15 protein-coding genes are annotated in these 16,027 nt (G+C 43.9%); 6 read left to right on the top strand and 9 right to left on the bottom strand.

Annotated features, from left to right (window positions below):
* Positions 1–61 precede the first annotated feature (61 nt).
* Positions 62–271 (top strand): hypothetical protein, encoded by a 210-nt coding sequence (locus R8269_RS21040; protein WP_005382086.1) that lies wholly within the window; start codon positions 62–64, stop codon positions 269–271.
* Between the two features lie 75 nt (positions 272–346).
* Positions 347–892 carry a phosphodiesterase gene (yfcE, locus tag R8269_RS21035; RefSeq protein WP_318222654.1) on the top strand — a complete coding sequence of 182 codons (546 nt, stop codon included), beginning with the start codon at positions 347–349 and terminating at the stop codon, positions 890–892.
* Between the two features lie 39 nt (positions 893–931).
* Here the strand turns inward: yfcE and R8269_RS21030 are convergent, their stop codons facing one another.
* From R8269_RS21030 to R8269_RS21015, 4 genes are read right to left on the bottom strand one after another with little or no spacing between them, the layout of a single operon-like run.
* Positions 932–1,210: a SelT/SelW/SelH family protein gene (locus R8269_RS21030; RefSeq protein ID WP_005382088.1), complete on the bottom strand. Its 279-nt coding sequence runs from the start codon at positions 1,208–1,210 to the stop codon at positions 932–934.
* A 21-nt stretch (positions 1,211–1,231) separates the two neighbouring features.
* Complete coding sequence (locus R8269_RS21025; RefSeq protein ID WP_176310838.1) at positions 1,232–1,987, bottom strand: sulfite exporter TauE/SafE family protein; 756 nt, start codon at positions 1,985–1,987, stop codon at positions 1,232–1,234.
* A gap of 46 nt (positions 1,988–2,033) precedes the next feature.
* Positions 2,034–2,549, bottom strand: a complete 516-nt coding sequence (gene toxS, locus R8269_RS21020) for a transmembrane regulator ToxS (protein WP_005382091.1) — start codon at positions 2,547–2,549, stop codon at positions 2,034–2,036.
* Between the two features lie 11 nt (positions 2,550–2,560).
* Positions 2,561–3,439 (bottom strand): transcriptional regulator, encoded by an 879-nt coding sequence (locus tag R8269_RS21015; RefSeq protein ID WP_017634819.1) that lies wholly within the window; start codon positions 3,437–3,439, stop codon positions 2,561–2,563.
* 271 nt (positions 3,440–3,710) lie between these two features.
* On the opposite strand from R8269_RS21015, the gene htpG reads away from it, so the two are divergent.
* From htpG to hemH, 3 genes are all read left to right on the top strand, one after another.
* Positions 3,711–5,615 (top strand): molecular chaperone HtpG, encoded by a 1,905-nt coding sequence (htpG, locus tag R8269_RS21010; protein ID WP_053303298.1) that lies wholly within the window; start codon positions 3,711–3,713, stop codon positions 5,613–5,615.
* Between the two features lie 320 nt (positions 5,616–5,935).
* Positions 5,936–6,580 (top strand): adenylate kinase, encoded by a 645-nt coding sequence (gene adk / locus R8269_RS21005; RefSeq protein WP_005382094.1) that lies wholly within the window; start codon positions 5,936–5,938, stop codon positions 6,578–6,580.
* A 166-nt stretch (positions 6,581–6,746) separates the two neighbouring features.
* A complete protein-coding gene (gene hemH, locus R8269_RS21000; RefSeq protein ID WP_176310839.1) occupies positions 6,747–7,709 on the top strand; it encodes a ferrochelatase in 963 nt (320 codons plus the stop codon).
* A 49-nt stretch (positions 7,710–7,758) separates the two neighbouring features.
* Here the strand turns inward: hemH and R8269_RS20995 are convergent, their stop codons facing one another.
* Complete coding sequence (locus R8269_RS20995; protein WP_005382097.1) at positions 7,759–9,147, bottom strand: peptide MFS transporter; 1,389 nt, start codon at positions 9,145–9,147, stop codon at positions 7,759–7,761.
* Between the two features lie 333 nt (positions 9,148–9,480).
* Between R8269_RS20995 and rfaH the strand changes: the two genes are divergently transcribed.
* Positions 9,481–9,981, top strand: coding sequence for a transcription/translation regulatory transformer protein RfaH (gene rfaH / locus R8269_RS20990; RefSeq protein ID WP_005382098.1), 501 nt, complete (start codon positions 9,481–9,483; stop codon positions 9,979–9,981).
* Between the two features lie 115 nt (positions 9,982–10,096).
* On the opposite strand, the gene asnB is transcribed toward rfaH, so the two are convergent.
* The 4 genes from asnB to nagA all read right to left on the bottom strand — a co-directional run bounded on the left by asnB (position 10,097) and on the right by nagA (position 16,016).
* A complete protein-coding gene (asnB, locus tag R8269_RS20985) occupies positions 10,097–11,761 on the bottom strand; it encodes an asparagine synthase B (protein WP_005384979.1) in 1,665 nt (554 codons plus the stop codon).
* A gap of 230 nt (positions 11,762–11,991) precedes the next feature.
* On the bottom strand, positions 11,992–13,581 hold the full coding sequence (locus tag R8269_RS20980) for a cation:proton antiporter family protein (RefSeq protein WP_005384981.1): 1,590 nt from the start codon (positions 13,579–13,581) through the stop codon (positions 11,992–11,994).
* 81 nt (positions 13,582–13,662) lie between these two features.
* Positions 13,663–14,877 carry a DNA-binding transcriptional regulator NagC gene (gene nagC / locus R8269_RS20975; RefSeq protein ID WP_017634816.1) on the bottom strand — a complete coding sequence of 405 codons (1,215 nt, stop codon included), beginning with the start codon at positions 14,875–14,877 and terminating at the stop codon, positions 13,663–13,665.
* A 2-nt stretch (positions 14,878–14,879) separates the two neighbouring features.
* Positions 14,880–16,016: an N-acetylglucosamine-6-phosphate deacetylase gene (nagA, locus tag R8269_RS20970; protein WP_085569963.1), complete on the bottom strand. Its 1,137-nt coding sequence runs from the start codon at positions 16,014–16,016 to the stop codon at positions 14,880–14,882.
* Between the last annotated feature and the right edge of the window lie 11 nt (positions 16,017–16,027).

The following is a 16,027-nucleotide window of genomic DNA, read 5'->3' as shown; positions in this document are numbered from 1 at the left end:
CATATGTGTTGATTCACCATTATTCTTTGCGCCCTAAGCCTAATGTCGAGGAATCTGTATCATGCCTTTAGTCTCTTGCCCCGTGTGTGAGAAACAAATCTCAAAACGCGCTCATGCATGTCCAGGATGCGGAGAGCCCGATCCGCTGCACCATCTAGCCAAATCAAAATTTATGTCGATGGTGTTTTGGATACTGGTGTTGGTTGGAACAGCGTATGCAGCATGGTTCTATGTTTTGCCTATGGTCATTGAATCATTGCGCTATCAGTAGTATTCAAACCGTCGTAGGTTGAGCTGCTAAAAAAATGCCGTAGAATGACCTCATACTTTTTGAGGAGACGATGTCGTGAAACTATTTTTTGCCTCAGACCTGCATGGCTCTTTGCCAGCAACTAAAGAAACCATTGATCTATTTTTGGCTTCTGGTGCGCACCACCTGATTTTGCTAGGAGATACGCTAAACCATGGGCCGCGAAACCCTATTCCGGAAGGCTACAACCCTCCACAGGTAGCAGACTTATTGAACCAATACAGTGATCAAATTATTTCTGTACGTGGCAACTGTGATAGTGAAGTAGACCAAATGCTATTGAAGTTTCCAATGATGATGGATTACTCATGGGTGCTACTTGAATCTGGCAAGAGAATCTTTTTGACTCATGGTCACTTGTACAACTCTGAAAAACGGCCGCCACTGCGCGAAGGTTATATCATCGCCCACGGTCATACACATGTTCCCGTCGCAGAGATGCAAGATGGAGCCATTATATTCAACCCAGGCTCGATGACATTCCCACGTAATGGCTTACCGAGAAGCTTTGGTACTCTAGAAGGCAATAAGCTAACGGTAAAAACGCCAGAAGGCGAAGTATTAGCACAAACCATGATTTAACGGTTTTACTAAGTAAAAAAATAGGGAGCGAATTGCTCCCTATTTTGTGTCTGAATGTCCTAAATCGCGTTCTGGGTCGATAATGTCTCTAACGCGCTGTTTTAGCACCTTGGCTTCAGGAAAGCCGCTGTCTTTTTTCCGTTCCCAAATTTGCTGGCCATTACAGAAAATTTCGAAGCGACCACCTGTGTCCGGGTGTAAGCTGATTGTTTCTATTTCTTCGCTAAAAGTATGCAGTAATTCTTGCGATAGCCAAGTTGAACGCAACATCCAGTTGCACTGGCGGCAGTAATAAATATCAATGATTGCTTTATCCATGAAACTTTCCTTTTAATCTTTTTAAACCAGCAACTTGATGCCCACCGCAAACGTGAGAATTTCGAATGCAACTTTAATCACTCTGTTACTGTATCGAGTCGCGGCCCATGCGCCTAAACTGCCGCCTAGAAAAGAGCTAAACAATAAAACAGGTAACCAAGCCCAGTGAATAGGCGCCCCTGCCTGTACGACGGCAATGCCTCCAATGCCATTCCAAAACAGGCCGACACAAATCATGGTGTAAGCAACGGCTTGTTTGTAGTCGTAACCAAACCAGCGCACCAAAAATAGTGTCACGAGCAAACCAGAACCTGCGGTAAGAGATCCGTTAATGATGCCGATAAACAGTAAGCCAATTCCACCAATAACCCAACCGATAGGATGACGGTTACGTATTACTTCAGCTTGGCCTAGCGATGTCTTAAATCGCGAGTAGATACCTAGCGCTAGGATCATCGTGCCGAGCATCTTTTCCGCGATACCATCAGGGATCTGTACAATTAAGTTAGCCCCTAAAATCACGCCAATACTACCGGACAAGATAAGGTAGAGCGCGACTTTCCATTTAATAGTGCCTGATCTTAAATGCGTGCTTGCTGCGCCTAAGCCTAAAGCAACCGAAGCCACCTTATGTGTGCCTAGCGCAACGGAGAACGGTAAGCCGAGAAAGATGAGTAAAGGGAATTGAAGCAAGCCTGCTCCGCCACCAGAAAGTGAAGCCAGCGTGTTGGCGATTAGTGAACCGAAAAAAAGGGTAAGGGTATCTAGCCAATCCATAAGCAAAACAAAGGGGGCGTCTTGCCCCCTTATCATCCAATCAAAATTAGTTTTTAAACAGTACCGAAGAACCGTGGTTCAAGCTAGTGAGCAATAGTGTTTTTTCGTTCACGACGTCAATACGACGACTTTGCTCCGCATCTAGCTTAAAAATTTGAGTAATCAAACGTAGCTGTGCTTCGGAAAAGTCTTTTGATTGAGAAGATGAAATATCTTTAAACTCCGAAGGCGAGACCAACAAATAGTTGTCACTTACTTCCCAGCGGCCTTTTTCCGAGATATTTATCGTTGATTCTGCGGTTGAACCTTGAGCGAATAGTTTTATATTTGCTACGCGAATATAGTCACCATTAGGGAGATATTTCACGTTTGATTCAACATTAACTCGGCGTAGTGGGCCGACAGTATCGTCAGGCAAGCTGTCTGTAATGACTGTCACCATGGTCGACTGCCATTCGTTTGCTGTGAGGAGCTGTTCCACTTTTAGGTCACTTCCCCAATACAACCAACTACTGAAAAGAACGGATACGGCCAAAACCGCAGATGCTAATTTAATCTTCATATTGGCCTCCTTTATTTGCAGATGTCTGTTGGATCGTTTTGACCTGCGAAAATACGCAGTGTTACGTTCTCGTAAGAGTGGTTACTGTCATGAATGTAGTTCAGAATCAGCTGGTTATTTTGTCCGCCAGTGGCAATCACTTCCACTGGCAACGAGTCTTCTGCATGGTGCTTCACGTAGCGCTCAATGCATTGCTCTATTGAGGGCAACCAGTTGTTGATTTGAGGGTGATTTACAGGTGTCATCACCGGCACATTTTGATACTCACCAATCTGACGGAATTGGGATTCCGCTGGGTTCGTGAATAACAATACGCAAACAGGAAGCAGCAGAGATAAAAAGATAATGACACGCGGTAGCCAGTTAATCGTGTTAGATGCTGGCTTCGGCTGAGTTTTAGTCGGCTCTACTTGAGGCTCAAGATCAGCAGTAGTATCGGTCACTATCTCTGTTGGTGGTGTATCGCTCGCTTCTAACTCCACTGCTGGCGCTTCGTGTTCAGAAGCGCTTTCTTCAACGTCAGTGTTAGAGTCAGTAGAAAATGGGCTCAAGCGTTCCACTGAACAAATGAGTTGGTAGCCACGTTTAGGTACCGTTTTAACAAACTCTGGAGATTTTGTTGAATCCTTCAACATCTTACGCAGAGTAGAAATCGCTTGAGTCAGGCTTGAGTCATCCACCTCAAAACCTTGCTCACGCCAAACAAACTCGTGAAGCTCGTTACGGGTTAAAACTTCGTTTGGTCTCTCTGCCAACATCAGAAGTATACGGCTTTCGTTGCTTCCTAATCGTACAACGTCGTTGCCGTTTTGTTGGTCAGCGAGCGAATTACTATTTGGATCAAAGGTGAACCTTTGAGCAAGTAGAAATTTGGTGCCAATGTTAGTCATTTAGTTCTTCTTAGATGGATGATGTTGTAATTATGGTGATTTATGTCACAAAATTACCGGGGCGCTTGGAGTGCGCACGACATTTTAGATGCTTTTAGACGGGTAGGATAATTAAAATTTTCTAAAAAAACACCGTTTTTAGCAATATTGACCTTGAATTTACATTTGTCAGCCACATGTTAAATGACATCTCGGTAAGGTGATTTCAAGGGGAAAGTCACAAACTTGTCCCTATGAAAAAGCCAATTAGTTTAGATGTTATGGAGCACACATGAGCGAAACCGTATCTCAAAATAAAGAAACTCGTGGTTTTCAATCAGAAGTAAAACAACTACTGCATTTAATGATCCATTCTCTTTATTCAAATAAAGAGATCTTTTTGCGCGAGCTGATCTCTAACGCATCAGATGCATCAGACAAACTGCGCTTTCAGGCGTTATCTAACCCAGATCTATACGAAGGTAATGCAGATCTTTGCGTGAAACTGTCGTTTGATGAAAGCGCAAATACCTTAACCATTTCTGATAACGGTATCGGTATGAGCCGTGATGATGTGATTGAGCACTTAGGAACAATCGCAAAATCTGGAACAGCCGAGTTTTTCTCAAAGCTATCTGAAGAGCAGAGCAAAGACTCTCAGCTTATTGGTCAGTTTGGTGTTGGTTTCTACTCGGCATTTATCGTTGCTGACGCCGTTACCGTGCGCACTCGCGCTGCGGGTCTAGCCGCTGATGAAGCGGTACAATGGCACTCAGCGGGTGAAGGTGAGTACACCATCGAAAACATTACCAAAGAGTCACGTGGTACCGACATCATTCTTCATATGCGTGAAGAGGGTAAAGAGTTTTTGAATGAGTGGCGTCTACGTGACGTTATCAGTAAGTACTCTGATCACATCGGCATTCCTGTTTCAATCCAAACTGTCGTTCGTGATGACGAAGGCAAGGAAACAGATGAGAAAAAGTGGGAGCAAATCAACAAAGCCCAAGCACTGTGGACGCGTAACAAATCTGATATTTCAGAAGAAGAGTATCAAGAGTTCTACAAGCACGTATCACATGACTTTGCCGATCCCTTGGTCTGGAGTCATAACCGTGTAGAAGGTAAAAACGACTACACGAGCTTACTATACATCCCATCGAAAGCACCTTGGGATATGATGAACCGCGACCACAAATCAGGCTTGAAACTGTACGTACAGCGCGTATTCATTATGGACGATGCAGAGCAATTTATGCCGTCATACTTACGCTTCGTACGTGGTTTAATAGACTCAAACGATTTACCGCTAAACGTATCGCGTGAGATCTTACAAGACAATAAAGTGACTCAGTCTCTACGTAATGCTTGTACTAAGCGCGTGCTAACGATGCTCGAGCGTATGGCCAAGAATGACGAAGAGAAATACCAATCATTCTGGAAAGAGTTTGGTCTTGTGATGAAAGAGGGCCCTGCGGAGGACTTTGCAAACAAAGAGAAAGTTGCAGGTTTATTGCGCTTTGCTTCAACTGAAGTGGACTCTTCTGAGCAAACTGTGGGCTTGGCGTCTTACGTTGAGCGCATGAAAGAAGGTCAAGATAAGATCTACTACTTGACGGCAGACAGCTATGCAGCTGCGAAAAACAGCCCTCACTTAGAACAGTTCAAAGCGAAAGGCATTGAAGTTATCTTGATGTACGACCGCATTGATGAGTGGCTGATGAACTACTTAACTGAGTTTGATGGTAAACAGTTCCAGTCAATCACTAAAGCTGGGCTTGATCTAAGTCAGTTTGAAGATGAAGCAGAAAAAGAGAAGCAAAAAGAAACCGAAGAAGAGTTCAAGTCGGTTGTAGAGCGCACGAAGTCTTACCTAGGCGATCGTGTGAAAGAAGTTCGTACGACCTTCAAACTCGCATCTACGCCTGCTGTTGTGGTAACGGACGATTACGAAATGGGCACTCAAATGGCGAAGCTTCTTGCGGCAGCTGGTCAAGCTGTGCCGGAAGTGAAATACATCTTTGAGCTAAACCCTGAGCACAAATTGGTTAAGCGTATGGCTGACGAAGCCGATGAAGAAGCGTTTGGTCGCTGGGTTGAAGTTCTGCTTGGTCAGGCAATGCTAGCGGAGCGAGGCTCTATTGAGGATCCAACAGAGTTCTTAGGAGCCGTTAATCAACTTTTGACTAAGGTGTAATAACCTCTGCAAATCAAAAAGCTCGCATTTCGCGAGCTTTTTGTTTGTTGTCGCAAAATTTTGCATCTCAAGTGCTGAGTTAATAATCAATAGGGCGTGAAAGAGGGTACTGTTAACATTCTTTAGTCTTAATACACTCTTTGCTCAGAGAACCTGTGATAGAATCTGCGACTTGAATGTGAGTAATAAGGCGTGTATTTTTGCTCGCCTATATACGTTATACCGAAACTTATCGTTGCAGGTGCTTCTCAGGTTTGATGTCTAAGAGGTCAGCTATTGTGAGCTTCGGTATAAATCTTAAATATTAAAGAGGATAAATCATGCGCATCATTCTTCTAGGTGCTCCAGGTGCAGGTAAAGGCACACAAGCAAACTTCATCATGGAAAAATACGGTATTCCACAAATCTCTACTGGTGATATGCTTCGTGCTGCTATCAAAGCAGGTACAGAGCTTGGTAAACAAGCTAAAGCTGTTATTGACGCTGGTCAGCTAGTTTCTGATGAAATCATCCTTGGTCTTATCAAAGAGCGTATCGCTCAAGAAGACTGTGCAAACGGTTTCCTACTAGATGGTTTCCCACGTACTATCCCTCAAGCTGACGGCCTAAAAGAAATGGGCGTAGACGTAGACTACGTTATCGAATTTGACGTTGCAGACGATGTGATTGTTGAGCGTATGGCTGGTCGTCGTGCTCACCTTCCTTCTGGTCGTACTTACCACGTGGTTTACAACCCGCCTAAAGTGGAAGGTAAAGATGATGTAACTGGTGAAGATCTTGTTGTTCGTGATGACGACAAAGAAGAAACAGTACGTGCTCGTCTAGGTGTTTACCACGAGCAAACTGCACCGCTAATCAACTACTACGGCAAAGAAGCTGAAGCAGGCAAGACTAAGTACCTTAAGTTTGATGGTACTAAGCAAGTAGCTGAAGTTAGTGCGGATATCGAGAAAGCACTATCTTAATTTGCTGAAGTCAAAAATTTAATATTTTGATATATTGAAAGCGGCCCAAGTGGTCGCTTTTTTAGTTTACTCGTAAACATATATCTAATTAACCTCAGCTCGGCTATTCGTTACTTCGAGGTTACTTAAATATATGAACCAAGCCGTTTACCATGAATAGGATGTTATGAAAGAGAATAATAAACAGGGTGTACTCCTAGTTAACCTGGGAACTCCTGACGCACCAACCGCTCCTGCCGTAAAGCGCTTTTTAAGTCAGTTTCTTCATGATCACCGAGTGGTAGACATGACTCGATGGCTTTGGTGTCCACTATTGCACGGCGTTATCCTTCCTATCCGAGCTCCTAAAGTTGCCAAACTCTATCAATCAGTATGGATGGAAGAGGGCTCGCCGTTGATGGTGTACTCTAAACGCCAAACGGAAAAGTTGGCACAAAAGCTTGATATACCTGTAGAGCTTGGTATGACGTATGGTAACCCAGGTTTACAATCAGGCTTTGAAGCCCTATTGGCGCAAGGCGTTGATGAAGTCATTGTTTTACCTTTGTATCCGCAATACTCGGGCACAACAACGGCAGCGGTTTCTGACGGAATCACTAAAGCATTTAAAAACCTGCCTGTGATGCCAAGCTTTAGCTTTATTCGTGATTATTACAATCACTCGAAATATATTGAAGCGTTAGCGCATTCAGTTCGTGAACATTGGCAAAAGAATGGTCAGGGAGATTACCTGCTGTGTTCTTATCATGGTATTCCAAAACGCTATGCTGACAATGGTGATGTTTACCCACAGCATTGTGAAGAGACGACTCGCTTGCTTGGGGAAGCGTTAGGTTTAAGCGAACAACAAATTGGCATGACGTATCAGTCCCGATTTGGGAGAGAAGAGTGGCTTCAACCTTATACCGATAAGACCCTAGAGGCACTTCCTGCAAAGGGTGTGAAAAATATTAATGTTGTGACCCCCGCATTTTCGTCAGATTGTTTAGAGACGTTGGAAGAGATCTCGGAAGAGTGTAAAGAGATTTTCCTTGAAGCTGGTGGCGAAAACTTTACCTACATCCCTTGTTTGAACGATAGTGAACTTCATATCGAGATGATGGTTGAGTTAGTTCAATCTAAACTTTAGATACAAAAAAGGGTCGCAATAGCGACCCTTTCTACGTTTAGTTGAGCGATCAAGCAACTTGTACTTGCTGCTCTTCTACTTGCTCTGCCGTGCTGTGCGTATTTTCAGCGCCATGCATCCAGCGAACGAGTGTATTAGAGAATAGGAGCAAAATTACGCCACTTACGGTTGCGCTGACCGCAATACCACTAAAGATAGCCATAGCGCCTAACTCGCCTACGTGAGAGCCCACATAGCCCGCAACATAGTTAGCAATCGCATTACAGCCAAACCATGCACCCATCATAAGTGAAGCTAAGCGAAGCGGTGCTAATTTAGTCACCAATGAAAGACCAATTGGTGATAAACACAGCTCGCCTAATGTGTGGAAGAAGAAAGCGCCGACCAACCATAACATCGATGTTTTTACTGTTGTATCTCCACCTTGTTCTAGCACTGCGCCAACCATACAAAGGAAACCAATCGCCAAGAAAAATAGTGCCATCGCAAATTTCACTGGCGAAGTAGGTTCACGTTTACCCAATTTTACCCAAAGGACAGCCAGAACTGGCGCTAGAGTAATAATGAAAAATGGGTTTAGTGATTGGAACCACGCAGCAGGAACTTCGAAACCACCAATCATGCGATCAGTATATTGTTGAGTGTAGATGTTCATCAGACCACCAGCTTGTTCAAAGCCTGCCCAGAAGACAATAGTGAATAAGCTCATGACCAGAATTACTTTTAGTCGATTCACTTCTTCTTTGGTGAGTGGCTGCTTCGTGGTGGCGTTTTTGTTGTTTAGATCTCGTTTCGCCGCTGGTTCGCGACCAATATCACCAAGCCATGATTGAGCCAGTACCATTTGCATCACTAGGCTAACCAGCATACCCACACCAGCGGCAACAAAGCCAGCTTTCCAACCGTAAGAGGTTGTCACAGAGCCAGAAACGACGCCGGCAAGTAATGCACCTAAGTTGATACCCATATAAAAGATAGTGAATGCGCCGTCACGACGGTTGTCACCTTCTTGATAAAGGTCGCCAACCATGGTTGAGATATTTGGCTTAAAGAGACCGTTACCAGTGATAAGTAGGCCAAGACCTAAATAGAAACTGTGTAGCGAACCAATACCTAAAGCATCAGCAGGAAGTGCAAGAGTAAACTGGCCGATGGCCATTAACGCGCCACCAAGCAAAATTGAGCGACGTTGACCTAAATAGTTATCTGCTAGGTAACCACCGATAAGAGGCGTGATATACACAAGCCCTGTGTATATGCCGTATAGGTCTAATGCGTCTTTGGTTGACCAGCCAAGGCCGCCATTCATTGTTGTATCAGTAAGGTAAAGCACGAGAATGGCACGCATTGCGTAGTAAGAAAAGCGTTCCCACAGTTCTGTACCGAACAATAAGAACAGGCCACGTGGATGACCAAAATATTGATGTTGGTTTGACATAAGCTCTTCTAATAATAGTTATTACATTTTTTAACGACTTCTACGTATACAATGCAATTCAACGAGTGACAAATAATAAAATTTTGCCATTCAACTATTTTTGTTTGTTAAGTGGCTGTTTTTGATTGGATTTGCAGATTATATGATGGTGTATTGGTTGTGTTACAAACTTAATTTCCATTTTTGCCTATGGACTTCTTTATCGTAAGTTGCTGAAAAATGTCGTTAATGCGAGCGATGTATAATCATACTTTTATAGATAAACTGAATATCAATGACTCAACTTTGGCTTAATGCTAGGATAAAAACAAAATAGAATTGGCTAGTAAAAAGATGAAACGTTGGTATCTACTTTATTGTAAACGTGGGGAGCAGGTTAGGGCGAAACAACACCTTGAAAATCAAGGTGTAGAGTGCTTTTATCCAACTGTAGAAGTTGAGAAGATTTTGCGCGGTAAAAGACAAAAAGTCGAGGAACCGCTGTTTCCTTGTTACGTATTCGCTTACTTTGATTATGAGCAAGGGCCAAACTTCACCTCAGTCCGCTCTACTCGAGGTGTTGTTGACTTTGTGCGTTTTGGTGCTCAACCGAAAGAAGTTCAAGGTGACTTGGTCTTCGAATTGATGCAGCTAGAAAAGTGTTGTAATGACAATACCGTTTCTGAATGTATGCCAAAACCAGGCGATCAAATTAGAGTTAAAAGCGGTCAATTTGCGGGCATAGATGCCATCTTCCAAGAACAAGATGGTGAGAAACGCTCAATTATGCTAGTTCAGATGATCACCAAGCGTGTGCCTGTCAGCATAGACAATAGTGATTTAGATTTAAAATAGCCTAATTCCATCAAACATAAAAAGAGGTGCAAAAGCACCTCTTTTTGATCGTATCTAATTTTCTGTCTGTTTTAAAAGGATTGGACGAACCGACCCTTATCTTTATCGTAGAGAATTAGTATGAGTCGTTGTGAACGGTCTGTACTGCACGACCTGATGGGTCAACACAGTTTTGGAACGATTCATCCCATTCAATCGCCTTCGCTGAAGAACACGCTACTGAAGGGCCTCCTGGTACACACTCTGCTGCTGATGGAAGTGGGAATAACTCTTCAAAGATTTCACGGTACACGTAGCCTTCTTTTGTCGTTGGCGTGTTGTATGGGAATCGATATTGAGCTGTTTCCATCTGCTGGTCTGTCACTTTCTGTTCTGCTACTTCTTTCAGCGTATCGATCCAGCTGTAGCCAACGCCATCAGAGAACTGCTCTTTTTGACGCCATGCGATCGATTCTGGCAGGTAGTGCTCGAAGCACTCACGAAGGATGTGTTTCTCCATTTTACCGTTGCCACACATCTTGTCTGCTGGGTTCAAGCGCATTGCTACATCAATGAACTCTTTATCTAGGAAAGGTACGCGTCCTTCAACTCCCCATGCTGCCAGCGACTTGTTAGCACGAGCACAGTCGAACATGTTCAGAGCAAGCAGTTTACGCACTGTCTCCTCGTGGAACTCTTTCGCGTTTGGCGCTTTGTGGAAGTAAAGGTAGCCACCAAAGATTTCGTCAGCGCCCTCACCAGACAATACCATCTTGATACCCATCGCTTTGATCTTACGACCCATTAAGAACATAGGTGTTGATGCGCGGATAGTCGTCACGTCATACGTTTCAATGTGGTAAATCACGTCACGAATCGCGTCCAAACCTTCTTGAATCGTGTACGTCATTTCGTGGTGAACGGTACCAATTTGGTCGGCAACTTCGCGAGCTGCTTTCAGGTCAGGCGCGCCTTCTAGGCCAACAGCAAAAGAGTGCAGTTGAGGCCACCAAGCTTCAGACTTTTCATCATCTTCAATACGCATCGCTGCAAAGCGTTTTGCTACCGCAGATGTAATAGAAGAATCTAGACCGCCTGAAAGAAGTACACCGTAAGGCACGTCAGTCATTAGTTGGCGTTTAACAGCCGCTTCTAGCGCTTCAGTCAATTCTTCTTTGCTAGTGCTGTTACCTTGTACTGCTGCGTACTCGTTCCAGTCACGAACATAGTAACGTGTTGGCTCAGTATCTTTAGAGCTGTAGTAGCTACCAGGAGGGAATTCACTTACTGTTTTACATACTGGAACAAGAGCCTTCATCTCTGATGCCACATAGTAGTTACCATGCTCATCGTGACCTTGATAAAGAGGGATAATACCAATATGGTCACGGCCGACTAAATACTCATCTTTTTCTTCGTCGTAGAGCACAAAAGCGAAAATACCGTTTAGTTCTTCAAGGAGATCTGCACCCATATCTTGGTAAAGTGCAAGAATGACTTCACAGTCTGAATCGGTTTGAAATTCGTACTTTCCTTCGTAACGAGCACGAATTTCTTTATGGTTGTAGATTTCACCATTGACGGCAAGGATGAGCTTCTTATCAGGGCTGTATAGCGGCTGTGCACCACTATTTAGACCAACAATCGCCAAGCGCTCGTGCGCTAAAATAGCACGCTCTGAAGAGTAAATCCCAGACCAGTCTGGGCCACGGTGACGAAGTTTTTTCGACATCTCTAATGCGATAGGGCGCAATGCGGCTGCATCGCTTTTAATGTCTAAAATGCCAAATACTGAACACATACTACATCCTTACTAAACTAAACAATTTCTAATCGGTATGGTTTAAATTTGCCATTACTAATAAAAAAAGCAACGTTTTGTGATTAAAAAAATGATAAAAGGCCTTGTTGTATGGAAAATATTTAACTCAACCGTTGTTTTGGTGAATGAGATCAAGGTTTGGTATAAAAACTATACAAAAAAGGCTTTCTATCAATAGAAAGCCTTCCGAAAAATATCAGTGCTGTTGCTTATTTAATTGGTGTGAATTTAGGTTGAAGTTGTTTACAGACGTGTCGAGCAAAACCGCTACCAGCTTCACTATAAATATTGAATGCTGCGTCAACGCCATTTTCAAGTAAGCCTTCCAATTGATCTGGGTATTCGGCGATAGCGGCAATTTGCCCCTTATATTTTCTGCGTTTAAGCTGCTCAAGTGCTGTTTGGTTACCTTGATGATGTGGCATTGCAAGCAGAACCAGTTTTACATGACCTGTATCTAAAATTCGCTCCCAGAAATCCGGGTCGGTGGCATCACCAGAAATCACATTTCTTCCTTCTGAACGATGATGATGTGCAGCGTCTTCACGAATTTCTATACCCAATGAAATTTTGCCATAGCGTGAACGTAGCTCATCATAAGCGCCCGTTCCAATACGCCCCATACCTAAGATCAATACTTGGGCATGACCTGGGTTGATGAGTTGGTCGCGTTGATTGAGCTTTTCTACCGCTGTCTCTTGCAGCCACTTACCTGAATGTTGATAAATTTTATGGCTAAGGCGGTTAAGTGGCGCGGAAATTACAAAGGATACCGACACCGCAACCGCAATCGCAGCAAGCATATCACTTGGCATCCAGCCCATTTTATAGGCCAACCCAGCAACAATAAGACCAAACTCACTGTAGTTAAATAGTGATAAAGAGGCGAGCAAAGAGGTACGTACTCGAAACTTAAAATGATTAATAGTGACGAAGTACAAGAGTCCTTTGATTGGTAGCAGTAAGATAAATAGCAGGGCGAGAACGACGCCATTCACGCTCAATGAGGCGGATAAACCAATGTTCAAAAAGAAGCAGACTAAAAAGAGCTCCTTCATATTGAATAATGACTTGGATAGTTCTGAGGCTTTTGGGTGACCTGCGAGTAGCATGCCTAAAATTAGCGCGCCCAAGTCTGGTTTCATCCCGACCAACTCGAATAGCCCAGCACCGACAACAAGCGCGAAGAAAATACCGAATAGCACCAGCATTTCGCCGTGGCCAACTTTATCGAGCAGCTTATAGAATAGGGGACGAAGGAAAGGCAGTGCGAACAAACCGATGGCATACCATTCTGGGACTTTTCCGGTTGAAGCAGTCAGGAATACTACGGCAAAAATATCTTGCATAACCAAGATACCGATCGCGAGTGTGCCGTAGGTCGCGTTCATTTCGCCTTTTTCTTGCAATGCTTTTACGGCAAAAACGGTACTAGAGAACGATAGTGCAAAAGCTAAAAGCAGGATTTGGCTGCCGTCCATACTGGCTAGCGAAGTCAAGCCCAGTAGTTTTAAGCCGGATAACGCTAGGGCAAAAAAAGCGGTAGAGAGTATGTTGTGGGCGGTTGCCCCTCCCCATATTTCTTTGGACAGCAGGGTTTTTACATCGAGTTTGAGTCCAATAGTAAACAGAAGAAGAGTAACACCAAGATCTGCGAGAGTGACAATAACGTCATTGCTTTGGTAACCAAATGCATGCAAGCCAAATCCAGCTAGTAGAAAACCAACGAGGGGAGGGAGGCTGCATTTAAGCGCAATAAAACCAGCTAAAAAAGCGGCTGTAATTAGAATAATTTCCATACTGTTGAGCTGTATTCCTGATATACAAAAACGGGCTGTGAAAACACAGCCCGAGATTGTAACTCAATTGGTTGTATAAACTTAGTCTTCCAGTAACTTTTGTAACAAAACTCCGTTTAGCATAGCGCGTTTAATCATCGCAAATGCGCCCATCGTTGGCTGCTTATCAATGTGAGAAGCCACGATAGGGAGGTCGTTATGGAAAGTTTTAAGAGATTGATTCTCTACGTTGCGTTGAATTGCAGGGAAAACAATATCTTGTGCTGCAGTAATATCGCCAGCAATTACAATTTTCTGTGGATTAAATAAGTTAACCGTAATCGCAATCGCTTTACCTAGCTGGTTGCCCACTCGCACTAAACTCTGTTTCGCAAGTTCATCACCATTCATTGCGTGCTGACATACCGATTCAATTGTGATGTTTTCAAGGTCGGTTAAGCTTGATTCGTATCCTTGAGTAATCAGTTGCTTCACTCGTTGAATAATCGCTGGGTTTGCAGCTACGGTTTCTAAACAGCCAAAGTTTCCACATTGGCATTGCTCACCAAGCGGGTCGATTTGGATATGACCAATTTCACCGACGTTGCGGTTAAAACCAAGAAAAACCTGGCCGTTAACGATAATACCTGCGCCAGTACCGCGGTGGACGCTAACCAAAATAGAATCCTGGCAGTCTTGGCTTGCTCCAAAGTAGTGCTCAGCCAACGCCATGCCACGTACGTCGTTGCCAACAAAGCATGCTGTATTAAACTTCTCTCCAACAATTTCACCGAGAGCAAGATTATCGATATCGGTATTAGGCATGTATTCGACCACGCCAGTTGTTGGGTTAACAAGGCCCGGTAAAGTGATGCCGATAGCGATGAGTTGATCAATTTTGTCTTCGCAACGGCTTACGAAATCTTTTAATAAATCGATAAGTCCTGCGATTAAGTCTGCTTGGTTAGTGTAGTGCAGTTCATGCTGATCTTCTGCCAGCGCGGTACCACCTAAATCGTATAAACTGAACTGTACGTAATCTCGACCTAAGCGAACGGCAATCGAATGAAAAGGTTTGACTTCAGTAGTCAAAGAGATCGCACGACGACCACCAGTTGAAGCTTGTTGGGCGACCTCCTTAATAAGGCCGCGCTCTAAAAGTTGGCGGGTTATTTTGGTAACACTAGCAGGCGCGAGCTGACTCACGTCCGCGACTTGAATACGGGAGATAGGACCTTGCTGATCAATCAGCCTATATACCGCAGCGCTGTTAAGCTGTTTTACTAAATCTACATTACCAATCTGTCCGCCATTCATGCTTAATTTTGCTCGTATTGTCCGTTAACAACCGTCGCTTTTACTTTAAAGTCACGATCGAAAATAGTCAGGTTTGCAACCATCCCTTTTCGAACTCGGCCAAGGCGATCCTCAACACCAATTGCTGTTGCTGGGTATAACGTGGCCATTCGTAGAGCTTCGTCTAAAGCGATCCCCGCGTGCTCAACTGAATTCTGAACTGCTTCAATCATTGTCAAAGCTGAGCCGCCTAGCGTGCCATTTTCATCAACACACTTACCATCTCGGTAATATACTTTCTTACCGACAAAAATAAAGTGATCAATGTTAGCACCTGCTGGAGCTGTGGCATCCGTCACCAAAACAAGCTTTTCACCTTTGATTTTATGAGCAATTCGGATGTTTGCGTAGTCGACGTGAAAACCATCAGCAATAATGCCAGCATATACGTCAGGAGTATCGTAAATTGCACCAACAACTCCTGGTTCACGACCAACCATTGGTGTCATTGCATTAAAGAGGTGTGTAGCAAAAGTAATGCCTGCTTCAAAGCTTTTACGTGCTTCGGCGTAGGTTGCATTTGTGTGGCCAATTGAAACCACGATGCCAGCAGCCTTTAATCGCGCAATATGCTCTGGGTCGTTATGCTCAGGTGCTAGTGTTACTTTCGCTACGATTTCGGCGTTTGCGCAGATAAGGTCGATCATGCTTTCGTCTGATGGGCGAATAAAATCGACGTTATGGATGCCTTTTTTCGCGACGTTAAGGTAAGGACCTTCGAGGTGTAAACCAAGCGATTGATTTTGATACTTGTTGTGGTACTCACGAGCTGCGGTAATTGCAGTTCGCATATCTTCATCAGATGACGTAATGAGTGTTGGCAGGAAGCTAGTACAGCCAGATTTGAGGTTTGCCTGGTGCATGATTTGCATGGTTTCAGGGGTAATTGCATCGTTTAGCATTACACCGCCACAACCGTTCAACTGCAGATCGATAAAGCCTGGACTTAGATTAGCGCCTGCAAGGTCTTTTACTTCGATGCTTTGAGGTAGCTCAGAAACCGGCACAATAGATTGAATAAGATCGTTTTCGATGATGACCGCATGATCGGTAAGAACATCACTACCGGTATAAATTTTACAGTTACTTAGCGCGTACATAGTCAGCTAGT

It is taken from the genome of Vibrio sp. Vb0667, from assembly GCF_033391095.1.
The sequence above is the reverse complement of the archived record's forward strand: the minus strand, read 5'-3'. Positions and strand labels throughout refer to the sequence as shown.

Coding starts and splice junctions, on each gene's coding strand:
- asnB (WP_005384979.1), bottom strand. CDS start 11,761: ATGTGTTCAGTATTTGGCATTTTAGACATTAAAAGCGATGCAGCCGCA.
- rfaH (WP_005382098.1), top strand. CDS start 9,481: ATGAAACGTTGGTATCTACTTTATTGTAAACGTGGGGAGCAGGTTAGG.
- R8269_RS21015 (WP_017634819.1), bottom strand. CDS start 3,439: ATGACTAACATTGGCACCAAATTTCTACTTGCTCAAAGGTTCACCTTT.
- htpG (WP_053303298.1), top strand. CDS start 3,711: ATGAGCGAAACCGTATCTCAAAATAAAGAAACTCGTGGTTTTCAATCA.
- hemH (WP_176310839.1), top strand. CDS start 6,747: ATGAAAGAGAATAATAAACAGGGTGTACTCCTAGTTAACCTGGGAACT.
- nagA (WP_085569963.1), bottom strand. CDS start 16,016: ATGTACGCGCTAAGTAACTGTAAAATTTATACCGGTAGTGATGTTCTT.
- R8269_RS20995 (WP_005382097.1), bottom strand. CDS start 9,147: ATGTCAAACCAACATCAATATTTTGGTCATCCACGTGGCCTGTTCTTA.
- R8269_RS21030 (WP_005382088.1), bottom strand. CDS start 1,210: ATGGATAAAGCAATCATTGATATTTATTACTGCCGCCAGTGCAACTGG.
- adk (WP_005382094.1), top strand. CDS start 5,936: ATGCGCATCATTCTTCTAGGTGCTCCAGGTGCAGGTAAAGGCACACAA.
- nagC (WP_017634816.1), bottom strand. CDS start 14,877: ATGAATGGCGGACAGATTGGTAATGTAGATTTAGTAAAACAGCTTAAC.
- R8269_RS21025 (WP_176310838.1), bottom strand. CDS start 1,987: ATGGATTGGCTAGATACCCTTACCCTTTTTTTCGGTTCACTAATCGCC.
- R8269_RS21040 (WP_005382086.1), top strand. CDS start 62: ATGCCTTTAGTCTCTTGCCCCGTGTGTGAGAAACAAATCTCAAAACGC.
- toxS (WP_005382091.1), bottom strand. CDS start 2,549: ATGAAGATTAAATTAGCATCTGCGGTTTTGGCCGTATCCGTTCTTTTC.
- R8269_RS20980 (WP_005384981.1), bottom strand. CDS start 13,581: ATGGAAATTATTCTAATTACAGCCGCTTTTTTAGCTGGTTTTATTGCG.